The organism is Pseudoneobacillus rhizolycopersici (assembly GCF_054786815.1).
In genome coordinates this window covers 1-258 of record NZ_JBTOOE010000151.1, presented here as the reverse complement: position 1 = coordinate 258, position 258 = coordinate 1, and the positions used below count along the sequence as shown (strand labels likewise).

The following is a 258-nucleotide window of genomic DNA, read 5'->3' as shown; positions in this document are numbered from 1 at the left end:
AACGTGAAAAGATCCAAGAGATCTTAAAACAGCATCTCAAAGAAGAAGCTCAATTTAATGAAGAGATCAAAACTCTTTCCAAGAGCACAGCAGAAAAAGAAAAAGATCTTGCTCAGAAAGAAAAAGAAAGTAAAGAATTCTATTCCCAATATCATCAGCTTTTCGCACAGAGAGAAAAAGCTAATGCTGAAATTACTAAAGCTGAGAATGAGATGGAAACTTTCCGTGAGAAATCGCGAACTAACGAGCGCGAGATTA

At 36.0% G+C, this 258-nt stretch carries 1 pseudogene; it reads left to right on the top strand.

Annotated elements, in window-relative coordinates:
* Nucleotides 1-258: pseudogene (locus tag ACX9YW_RS23205) on the top strand (hypothetical protein); the annotation flags it as partial.